Source organism: Herbaspirillum sp. YR522 (assembly GCF_000282575.1).
Lineage (GTDB): Bacteria > Pseudomonadota > Gammaproteobacteria > Burkholderiales > Burkholderiaceae_D > Herbaspirillum.
Genome location: NZ_AKJA01000042.1, coordinates 21,668 through 32,203, shown reverse-complemented (window position 1 = coordinate 32,203; position 10,536 = coordinate 21,668). Strand labels below are relative to the sequence as shown.

The following is a 10,536-nucleotide window of genomic DNA, read 5'->3' as shown; positions in this document are numbered from 1 at the left end:
CGACCAGCGCGTAGGGCAGCGCGTGGAAATGCAGCGCCGCGCCATCGGCGGCGCCCAGCCGGACCTCACCCTCGGCGGCGGCCAGCTTGATCTCGACCAGCGCCAACGAGCGCCCCTCGCCGCAGCGCTCGGCGTTGACCAGCATGCCGCAGGGCTGCGCCGGGTCGGCCACCGAGAACACCTCGTCGCCGGCCGCGGCGGTGTCGCTATCGATGCTGGCCAGCATGGTGCGGCGCTTGAGCTTGCCCAGGTACTGGCTGCGGGCGACGATCTCCTGTCCCGGATAGCAGCCCTTCTTGAAATTGACGCCACCGATCAGTTCATAGTTGATCATCTGCGGCACGAACTGCTCTTGCGTGCCGGCAATGATCTGCGGCACGCCGGCGCGGATATCGGACAGGCGCCATGCCTGGGGCCCGGTCGGGCTCAGGTGTTGCGCCAGGCGTGGCCAGGCGCCGATGGCGGTCTCGGGCCGGGTGATCCACTGGTAGCGGGGGTGGCCGGCGGAGTCGGCCACCCGGATCAGCGTGCCGTTGGCATTGTCGATCTTGGCGTAGGGCTCGGCCGGCAGCACCGGATACCATTCGGCCAGGGCGTTGCGCGCGGCCGGGCCGGCCAGGCCGATGATGGCGGTATTGGCGCCTTCATCGGTCAGCTTGGCCTTGGCGCGCAGTACGAACATCTGCAGACGTTTCTGGATCGCCGGCTGCAGCGCGCGCGGCAGTTGCAGGTAGATCGATTCGGCGTTGCGCCAGACCAGGAAGCTGGCCAGCAGGCGCCCCTTGGCGGTGCAATAGCCGGCCAGGCGCGCCTGGTTGCTGTCGAGCCGCTCGACGTCGTTGGTCAACTGGTTGTGCAGGAAACTGGCGGCGTCGTCGCCGGCCGCGCCGATGATGCCCAGCCCGGTCAACGGCGCCATGAAGCTTTCCAGCGTCTCGGGAGCAGGCGCGCTGGCGCCGAAGCCCAGCAAGGCGGTGGCATCGGCGGCGTCGAATTGCGCTCCCTGCTGCTTGAGGAAGTCGAGCCAGACGGAGGTCGAGGCGGTCAGTTCTGTCATAGGAAAACGAGTCAGGCGAAACGGATTAGCGGTTAGGCAGGTACGGCCACCGACAATCGCGGATTAGGCAACTGTCGTGCCAGCGATTATCATTAGCACTGTGCTCGCCAATCACGGCGAGCTGCATGCTGGGGCCTGTCTGACACAGATTATAGAGATGTCGAGAAAAACGCGTTTGGGATCAAGGATTTTGCATTCGGTATGAAGAGGCTATTACTGACATTGCTGCTGTTGGCGGCGCTGGTGGCGGCGGCCGGGTTCTATTGGTCGCGCCAGCCGATCACCGACGCCCAGGCACAGGCGATCGATTTCACCGTCACGCCCGGCGCTGGCGTCAATGGCGCCGCGCAACAGATCGCCGCGGCCGGGGTACCGCTGAACCCGGACCTGTTCGCGCTGTTTGCCCGCATCAGCGGCGAAGGTGCGCGCATCAAGGCCGGCAGCTACGAACTCAAGCCCGGCACCACGCCCACCCGCCTGTTGCAGCAACTGGTGCGCGGCGAATTCGCCCAGCAGGCGCTGACGGTGATCGAAGGCTGGAGCTTCAAGCAGATGCGCCGCGCCATCGCCGAGCAGCCGGCCTTGAAACATGACACTGCCAACTGGACCGACCAGCAGATCCTGGCCAAGCTGACCAACGAATACAGCCATCCCGAGGGCCTGTTCTTTCCCGATACCTACCTGTTCGCCAAGGGCGCCAGCGACATGCAGGTATATCGCCAGGCCTTCACGCTGATGAACAGGAAACTCAACGACGCCTGGGCCCGGCGCGACCTGTCGTTGCCTTACCGCTCGCCCTACGAGGCCTTGATCATGGCATCCATCGTCGAGAAGGAGACCGGCCAGAAGTCCGAGCGCGGCCTGGTGGCGGGGGTCTTCACCAACCGGCTCAAGGTCGGCATGCTGCTGCAGACCGATCCGACCGTGATCTACGGCATGGGCGATCGCTACCAGGGCAAGATCCGCCGGGTCGACCTGACCACCGACACCGCCTACAACACCTACACCCGTGCCGGCCTGCCGCCCACGCCCATCTCGCTGCCGGGCGCGGCGTCGCTGGCCGCCGCACTCAACCCGGACAAGACCGAGGCCTTATACTTCGTGGCGCGGGGAGACGGCACCAGCCACTTCTCGAGCAACCTCTCCGAGCACAACCAGGCGGTCAATCGCTACCAGCGTTGAAGCCGCATTTCACCCTATCCAATACGACGATCGCTTCATGGCACCAGGCAAATTCATCACCTTCGAAGGCATCGACGGCGCCGGCAAGTCAACCCATATCCCGTTCGTGGCCGAGTTGCTGCGTGCGCGTGGCCTGGAGGTGGTCACCACCCGCGAGCCGGGCGGCACCGAACTGGGCGAACGCCTGCGCGAGGTGCTGTTGCACCAGAAGATGCACCTCGAGACCGAGGCCTTGCTGATGTTCGCCTCGCGCCGGGAGCACCTGGCGCAGGTGATCGAGCCAGCCCTGGCGCGCGGCGCCTGGGTCATCTCGGACCGCTTCTCCGATGCCAGCTTCGCCTACCAGGGCGGTGGGCGCAAGCTCGCGCGCGACAAGCTCGAAACGCTTGAACGCCTGGTGCATCCGGCCCTGCAGCCCGACCTCACACTGTTGTTCGATGTGCCGCTGGAGGTGGCGCGGGCCAGGCTCGATGCCGAGCGCACGCCGGACAAGTTCGAGCAGGAACAGGCCGATTTCTTCCACGCCACCCGCACCGAATACCTGCGCCGCGCAGCCCAGTTCGCCGGCCGTTTCCGCATCATCGATTCGACCCGTCCGATCCCGGCGATCCAGGACGAACTGCGCAGCATCGTCGCCCCTCTCTAGGCCTCCATGAGTAACGAACAATCAAGCGTGCTGCTGCCGTGGCAGCACGAGAGCTGGAAGCAATTGCAGCAGTTGCGCGAGCGGCTGCCGCATGCCTTGCTGTTCCACGGCGCCCGCGGGACCGGCAAGACGGTGTTCGTCGAAGCCTTCGCCAAGTCGCTGCTGTGCGAGCAACCTACCGCCCAGGCCCAGGCGTGCGGCGCCTGCCTGTCGTGCAACTGGTTCGACCAGCACAATCATCCCGACTATCGCCGGGTGCGCCCGGAAGCGCTCGAAGACGAATTGCCCGACGACGACAGCGGCGAAGAGAAGAAGACCGCCAAGGCGACCCGCGCGCCCTCGAAGGAAATCAAGATCGACCAGATCCGTGCGCTGGCCGACTTCATGAACGTATCCACCCATCGTTCGGGCATGCGGGTGGTGGTGCTGTACCCGGCCGAGGCGCTCAACACGGCGGCCGCCAACGCCCTGCTCAAGACCCTCGAGGAGCCGCCCGCGGCCACCATGTTCCTGTTGTTGTCGAACCGGCTCGACCGCCTGTTGCCGACCATCCTCTCGCGCTGCCGCAAGTTTGCGTTGCAGCCGCCGGGGCGTGAGGCCGCACTGGCCTGGCTGCAGCAGCAGGGGGTCAAGGACGCCGATGCCTGGCTGGCCGAGCAGGGTGGCGCACCGCTGGCAGCGCTGGAAGCGGCGCAGGGCGAGTACCGCGAGATTGTCGACGAATGGCTGCGGCACCTGGCGCAGCCGGGCATCGACAGCGCGCTCAAGGCGGCCGACAAGTTCCAGAAGGTGCCGGTAACCGAGCTGGTAGGGTGGCTGCAGCGCTGGCTGTACGACCTGTTCGCACTGATGTCGGCGGGGCAGGTACGTTACTACCCGCGCCATCTGCGCGAGCTCGAGAAGCTGGCCGCGCGCACCGATGTGATGGCCTTGTCGCGTGCCCTCAAGGGCATGGGCGAGCGCCGCGCCATCGCCGACCACCCGTTATCGGCCAAGCTGTTCATCGAGGAAATGCTGCTCGACTACGCCGGCCTGTTCAAGTAACACCTTCCTGTCACCGCTGAGCCATCGATTCATACATGCGACCTGCCTTTACCCATCGCCTGGCCGTCCAGGCCGACCTGCCCGCCATCGTGGCGATCTACAACAGCACCGTGGCGTCGCGCCAGGTCACGGCCGACACCGATCCGGTACCGGTCGAATCGCGCCAGGCCTGGTTCGACGAACACCGCCCCGATGCGCGTCCGCTATGGGTGGCCGAGCGCGAGGGCCAAGTGATCGGTTGGCTGTCGTTTTCGAACTTCTATGGACGCCCGGCCTATGCCGGCACGGCCGAATTGTCGATCTACATCCATGAGCAGGCGCGCGGCCAGGGATTGGGCCGTTACTTCATGGAGCAGGCGATTGCCCATGCCCCGGCGGTGAAGGTTCACACGCTGCTGGGTTTCGTGTTCGGACATAACCAACCGAGCCTGAAGCTGTTCGAGGCGTTCGCCTTCGAGAAGTGGGCCAACATGCCCCGCGTAGCCACTCTCGACGGCGTGGAGCGGGACCTGGTGATCCTGGGCAAGCGGGTGGGGTGAACGACTGCAGGTGGTAAATGAAAAAAGGGAAGCCTGGGCTTCCCTTTTCTTATCCGGCAGCTGGTCTAGCGGTCAGAAATCGACCGATGCCGACAACGTGAAGGTACGCGGCGTGCTCTGTACCAGATAGTCGCTGAAGTCGGTGTGCGTCACGGCCGACCAATAGTTCTTGTTGAGTACGTTATCGACACGGGCACGCACGGTGACGACACGCTGGCCGACATTCATCAGGTAGCGGGCGCCAAGGTCATAGCGGGTCCAGGCACCGATTTGCAAGTTGTTGGCTGACGTACCGTACTGCGCCCCGGTGTAGACCGCGCGGGCATTCAGACTCAGGCCCTGCACGCCAGGCACATCCAGCTCTGCGCCGAGATTGGCCTGGGTACGTGGCACACCGACGGCATCCTTGCCGTCATTGGTGCCGCTCTGGGTATGGGTCTGCTTGGCTTCCAGCAGGGTAATGCCGCCCAGCACCTTGAGGCCGCGCATGGGCGTGCCGAACGCAGAGAGCTCGATACCGCGATTGCGTTGTTCGCCATTGAGGCTGGTGACGTTGTTCTCGGTCACGGTATTGGGCTTGTTGGTGCTGAACACGGCCAGGCTGCCACCGAGCTTGCCGCCGTCGTACTTCAGGCCGAGTTCTTTCTGGCGCGACTTGTACGGCGCGAAGACCTGGCCGGCGTTGCTTGCCGGGGCAATGGCCGTGGGGCCCTTCTGCAGGCCCTGCGAATAATTGCCGTAGACCGAAACGCTGTCGGTGAGCCGATAGACTGCCGCCAGCAGCGGCGTCACGGCGCTCTTGTCGTAGGCACCGGTCTGAGCGGCGGTGAAATAGGCATAGCTGACGTCCTTGATATTCTGGTAGCGCGCGCCTGCGGTCACCTGCAGGCGGTCGTCCAGAAATGACAGGGTGTCGGCCAGCGCGACACTGGTCAACTCGATGGTTTCCGTCGTACGCGGATTGGCCATGTCACCGCCATCCGTGGCCGCAGTGGTGGTAGCAGGTTGCGAAACGGCCACCGGTGCATAGATGCTGGTGGTGATCGCGCCGCCCAGCGCATAGGCGTTCTTGATATCTTGCTTGTAGACCGACGCAGTCGCGGTGACCTCATGCTTTATCGCGGCGGTGGCAAACTTTGCACGAATACCGGCTTCGCCGGTGCGTACATAGTCGCGCCGACGATTGTCAAAGCGGTAGCTGCTGGCCGAGCCATCGGCGGCCGAAACGGTGATGGGCGACAGGCTGTTGCTTTCGGTACCGAAACGGCTACCGTAAGCTACCCATGCCATCACGTTCTGTGACAGGTCGAATTCGCCGCGCAGGGTGCCGAAGATATCGCGTTCGTCGGAGTAGCTCCACGGCTGGGCGTAATTGGTGCTGCTGCCGGGGACATTGGGGATGAAGGTGCCGATCGTCACGCTGGGGCGTGGCTGCCTCAGCTTCTGTTCCTGGTAGCCGATGTCGGCAGACAGGCGGAAGCTGTTGCCGCGATAATCGAGGCCGATCGAGGCCAAGTTGAGTTCGCGGTTTTCGTTATCGATGGCGGTGCCGCCTTCGCGGCGTGCCGCATTGACGCGAATGCCCATGCGCTCGTCGGGACCGAAGCGGCGGCCGATATCGGCCGCGGTATAGACCTGTCCGCCCGTTTCCCAGCCCACGGTGGCTTGCGACAGTGGCTCGGTGGTGGCGCGCTTGGGCAGCAGGTTGATGGTGCCGCCCACGGCTGTGCTTCCTGGCGTCATGCCGTTGAGGAAGGCACTGGCGCCGCGCAGTACCTCGACCCGTTCGAGCAATTCGGTTGCAACGTACTGGCGCGGCAGCAGACCATACAGGCCGTTGTAGGCCAGGTCGTCCGAGTACAGCGGGAAGCCGCGGATCATGTACAGCTCCTGGAAGTTGCCGAAGCCGCGCGAGATGCGCACCGAGGGGTCGTTCTGCAGCACATCGGCAACGCTGCGTGTTTGCTGATCCTTGATCAGCTCGGAGGTATAACTGGTGGTATTGAATGGCGTGCTCAGATAATCCTTGTTGCCCAGAAAGCCCACCCGTCCACCCCGCGCCACCTGTCCACCCGCATACGGCGCCGGCAAGCCCTCGGCAGAGGCATCGGCCGATGCGTTGACGGTGACCGTCGGCAGTGCAGTGCCGTCGGTGCCGGTGGTAGCGGTGCTATCGGTTTGCGCCAGCGCTGGCAATGGGGCGACGAAGGCCAGCGCCAGGGCAGCGGCGAGTGGGGTGAGACGAATAGACATGGATTCTTTCTGGGTTGGCTACAGGAACTGGTGTCCCGTTCATGAAGGATGAAAACGTTTCGTTCCGGATTATAAATAGGAATGATTCACATTTGCTTTCCAGTGTGCCCTGATGCCTGGATTTTTTGAGCAGTTGCCCAAAGGTGTGGCGAAAATACAAAAACGGGCCGCTCACCCCCGCGCCGAAATGCCGCACCGAAACGCCTGGCCAAGCTTATATAATCCGGCAATGTCCACCGACCCGACCATTCCGGCCCCTCCGACGCCTGCGTCCGGCCACGCGCTGGTTTCCGGTGCCTGGCCGCATCATCCGGTACTGGTGCGCCTGTTCTGGCTGCGCTGGGCTACCGTGGCGGGGGAGCTGCTGGTGCTGGCGGGGGCGCGCTTCTGGCTGGACATCGCCTTGCCGCTGGCGCCGCTGTTGAGCCTGATCGCGCTGCAACTGGCGATCAACCTCGCCACGCTGGCGCGCATGCGCGCGGCGCGCCCGGCCAGCCAGGGCGAGCTGTTCATGCAGCTGCTGCTGGACGTGGCCTTGCTGTCGGCCCTGCTGTACTTCTCGGGCGGGGCCACCAATCCCTTCGTGTCGTTCTACCTGCCGACCCTGGCTGCGGCTGCGGCCACGCTGGCCTGGCCCTATGCAGGGGCCGTCACACTGTGCGCGCTGGCAGGGTATTCGACCCTGGCCAATCTCTACCGACCGCTGCACATCCATGATCACGACCAGGCCATGAGCTGGCACCTGGCCGGGATGTGGATCAATTTCTCGATCTCGGCGCTACTCATCACCTGGTTCGTGACCCGCATCGCCGCCACCGTGCGCGAACGCGACGCAATGCTGGCCGCCGCCCGCGAACAGCACCTGCAAGGCCAGCGCATCCTGGCGCTCGGCACCCAGGCCGCCGGTGCTGCCCATGCGCTCAATACGCCACTGTCGACGGTGGCGGTGATCGCCGGCGAACTGCGGCGCGACATGGCCCGCAATCCGGCACTGGCGCTGTACGAGGAAGACATCCTGGTGGTCGAGCAGCAGATCGCCGTGTGCAAGCAGGCGCTCGAGAGCATGCGGCTCGACGCCGATGCCCAGGCCCGCAATGCTCGTCCGGTGCCGCTCGGGGCCTGGCTGCGCGAACTGCTCGATGGCTGGCGGCTGCGTCACCCCGGGGTGGTGCTGACGCGCGACATCGGCGCCGACGGGGTGGGCCTGGCCGCCAGCGTCGATACGGTCGAGCTGGGCCAGATCCTGTTCAACCTGCTCGACAATGCGGCCGCCGCCGTGGCCGATGGCGACCAGCCAGGCGCATTGACGGTGAGCCTGGCGACGGCAGGTGCGCGCCGCGCCGTCATCCGGGTGTCCGACAATGGCTGCGGCATCGACGCCGGCCTGCTGGCGCGCCTGGGGCATGGCCCGGTGCCCAGCCGCAGCGGCGGGCGCGGCATCGGCCTGATGCTGGCCCAAGCGACCGTGCGCCAGCTGGGAGCCAGCCTGCGACTGCGGTCGGCGCCCGGCGAGGGTAGCGTGGCCGAGCTCGAATTCGCATTGGTGGCGCCATGAGCGCGGCGTTCCTGATCCTGGACGACAACGACGTCTTCGCCGCCGCGCTGGCGCGCTCGCTGACCCGGCGCGGCTATCGCGCCACGGTCGCGCACAGCGGCGAACAGGCGCTGGCGGCGGCGCGCAGCGAGCCATTCGACTACGCCACCATCGACCTGCAACTGGACCGTGATTCCGGCCTGCAATGGATCGCACCGCTGCGCCAGGCCTTGCCGGCGGCACGCCTGCTGGTGCTGACCGGCTATGCCAGCATCGCCACCACGGTGCAGGCGATCAAGGCCGGCGCCGACAATTACCTGGCCAAGCCGGCCAATGTCGATTCCATCCTGTCGGCGCTGGCCCACGGTGAGGTGGTCGAGCAGGGCACCGCGCCCGCGCTGGCGCCCGACGAAGGCACGCCGCTGTCGCTGGAGCGCCTGGAATGGGAGCACATCCAACGCGTGCTGGCCGAGCATCAGGGCAATATCTCGTCGACAGCCCGCGCGCTCAACATGCATCGCCGCACCTTGCAACGCAAGCTGGGCAAGCGACCGGTGGCGCGCTGAGGCGCCAGCGCCGCCGTGTAAGCAAACATGAGCGGGGGCGACAGCGGCGGCCGGCGGACGATACAATAGCGGCCATGTATATCGATTCCCACTGCCACATCAATTTCCCGGACCTGGCGGCCCGCCTGCCCGAGATCTTCGGCAAGATGGCCGAGAACCAGGTCAGCCATGCGCTATGCGTATCGGTCGACCTGCCCGACTTTCCGCAGGTGCTGGCTCTGGCCGAGCAATACCCCAATATCTATGCGTCGGTCGGCGTACACCCCGACTATGAAGACACGCCCGAGCCGGGGCTGGAGCAATTGGTGCAACTGGCCGATCATCCGCGCATCGTCGCCATCGGCGAGACCGGGCTCGACTATTACCGCCTGCAGGGCGACCTCGAATGGCAGCGCGAACGGTTTCGCACCCATATCCGTGCCTCGCGGGCCACCGGCAAGCCCTTGATCATCCATACCCGCGCGGCCGCCGAAGACACCCTGCGCATCATGCGCGAAGAGGGCGCCAGTCCCGCTGCCGGAGGCGCCGCCGGGGTCATGCATTGCTTCACCGAATCCCAGCAGGTGGCCGACGCGGCCATCGAGCTGGGGTTCTATATCTCGTTGTCGGGCATCGTCACCTTCAAGTCGGCCAAGGACCTGCAGCAGGTCGCGCGCACCATCCCGCTCGAACGCATGCTCATCGAGACCGATTCTCCCTACCTGGCGCCGGTGCCGTTCCGGGGCAAGACCAACGAACCCGGCTATGTACGCCATGTCGGCGAATTCATTGCCGACCTGCGCGGCATCAGTGCGGCCGAGGTCGCGCGCCAGACCAGCGACAATTTCTTTCGACTGTTCGGGATTGCACGATGAGCAGCTTCCTGCAAAAGATCCGTGATCGTGCCGGCCGCCTGGGCCGGGTATTGGTGTATGCCTCGATGCTGCTGCCGGGCGCCGCCCGTGCAGGTGCCTATGAAGATTACTTCCAGGCCATCCGCATGGACAACGTCTACTTTCTCAAGCAACTGATGCAGCGTGGCATGGGACCCAACCTGATCGAGCCCCGACGCGGTTACACCGGGCTGATGCTGGCCATCCGCGAAGACTCGATGCAAGTCTTCGATGTGCTGGTCAATGCGCCGGACGTCAATCTCGAGGCGCAGGCCGTCAACGGCGACACGCCGGTGATGCTGGCCGCGTTCTACGGCAATGCGCCGGTGGTCCAATTGCTGCTCTCGCGCGAGGTCGAGGTCAACCGTCCGGGCTGGACGGCCTTGCACTATGCGGCCATCAATGGCGACGCCGGCATCGTGCGCATGCTGCTCGATGCCTCGGCCTATGTCGACGCCGAGTCGCCCGACGAAAAGATGACGCCGGTGATGCTGGCGGCCATGCGCGGGCGCATCGCCGCCGTGGCAGCCCTGCGCGACGGCGGCGCCGACCTGTCGCTCAAGAACAAGGATGGCCTGACCGCGCTGGACCTGGCGCGCCGTCATGGCCAGGAGGGCGTGATCGAGGTCTTGCAGGAAAAACCGCAGCCCTAGGCGAGCGCACGCATTGATATCGCCCCCGGCCGAGTCACCGTGACCCACCTGTCGGGCTGACCGCTATCTGTGCGCCGGGCGCGCCAAGCCCCCGTGATCCCGCGCCCATGTCCGCATGTTCAAGCGTGTGCTGGTGGAACTATCGTGTGGTCGAGGCCCATTCATGGGTAGTTCGACCAATGTCGCAATG

Annotated in this window: 10 protein-coding genes; 8 read left to right on the top strand and 2 right to left on the bottom strand. The window is 65.3% G+C overall.

Annotated features, from left to right (window positions below):
- Nucleotides 1–1,057: folate-binding protein YgfZ (locus tag PMI40_RS07390; RefSeq protein ID WP_008113698.1), on the bottom strand; the 1,057-nt coding region annotated here is incomplete at its 3' end.
- Between the two features lie 201 nt (nt 1,058–1,258).
- Here PMI40_RS07390 and mltG point away from each other — a divergent pair.
- Genes mltG through PMI40_RS07370 form a run of 4 tightly spaced genes read left to right on the top strand, consistent with a single transcriptional unit; the run spans nt 1,259 to nt 4,468 of the window.
- The gene (gene mltG, locus PMI40_RS07385) at nt 1,259–2,239 is read left to right on the top strand and encodes an endolytic transglycosylase MltG (RefSeq protein WP_040501783.1); all 981 of its coding nucleotides are present in this window, start codon (nt 1,259–1,261) and stop codon (nt 2,237–2,239) included.
- A 37-nt stretch (nt 2,240–2,276) separates the two neighbouring features.
- On the top strand, nt 2,277–2,885 hold the full coding sequence (gene tmk, locus PMI40_RS07380) for a dTMP kinase (protein WP_008113696.1): 609 nt from the start codon (nt 2,277–2,279) through the stop codon (nt 2,883–2,885).
- A gap of 6 nt (nt 2,886–2,891) precedes the next feature.
- Nucleotides 2,892–3,929: a DNA polymerase III subunit delta' gene (locus tag PMI40_RS07375; RefSeq protein ID WP_008113695.1), complete on the top strand. Its 1,038-nt coding sequence runs from the start codon at nt 2,892–2,894 to the stop codon at nt 3,927–3,929.
- Nucleotides 3,930–3,964: 35 nt separating this feature from the next.
- Nucleotides 3,965–4,468: a GNAT family N-acetyltransferase gene (locus tag PMI40_RS07370; RefSeq protein WP_008113694.1), complete on the top strand. Its 504-nt coding sequence runs from the start codon at nt 3,965–3,967 to the stop codon at nt 4,466–4,468.
- A 72-nt stretch (nt 4,469–4,540) separates the two neighbouring features.
- Here the strand turns inward: PMI40_RS07370 and PMI40_RS07365 are convergent, their stop codons facing one another.
- Nucleotides 4,541–6,721, bottom strand: a complete 2,181-nt coding sequence (locus PMI40_RS07365; protein ID WP_008113693.1) for a TonB-dependent siderophore receptor — start codon at nt 6,719–6,721, stop codon at nt 4,541–4,543.
- Nucleotides 6,722–6,950: 229 nt separating this feature from the next.
- Here PMI40_RS07365 and PMI40_RS07360 point away from each other — a divergent pair, with 229 nt between their 5' ends.
- From PMI40_RS07360 to PMI40_RS07345, 4 genes are all read left to right on the top strand, one after another.
- Complete coding sequence (locus tag PMI40_RS07360; protein ID WP_008113692.1) at nt 6,951–8,276, top strand: ATP-binding protein; 1,326 nt, start codon at nt 6,951–6,953, stop codon at nt 8,274–8,276.
- Nucleotides 8,273–8,821 (top strand): response regulator transcription factor, encoded by a 549-nt coding sequence (locus PMI40_RS07355; protein WP_008113691.1) that lies wholly within the window; start codon nt 8,273–8,275, stop codon nt 8,819–8,821. Before PMI40_RS07360 ends, PMI40_RS07355 begins: the two co-directional genes overlap by 4 nt.
- 74 nt (nt 8,822–8,895) lie before the next feature.
- A complete protein-coding gene (locus PMI40_RS07350; protein WP_008113690.1) occupies nt 8,896–9,675 on the top strand; it encodes a TatD family hydrolase in 780 nt (259 codons plus the stop codon).
- Nucleotides 9,672–10,346, top strand: coding sequence for an ankyrin repeat domain-containing protein (locus PMI40_RS07345; protein ID WP_008113689.1), 675 nt, complete (start codon nt 9,672–9,674; stop codon nt 10,344–10,346). Before PMI40_RS07350 ends, PMI40_RS07345 begins: the two co-directional genes overlap by 4 nt.
- Nucleotides 10,347–10,536 lie beyond the last annotated feature (190 nt).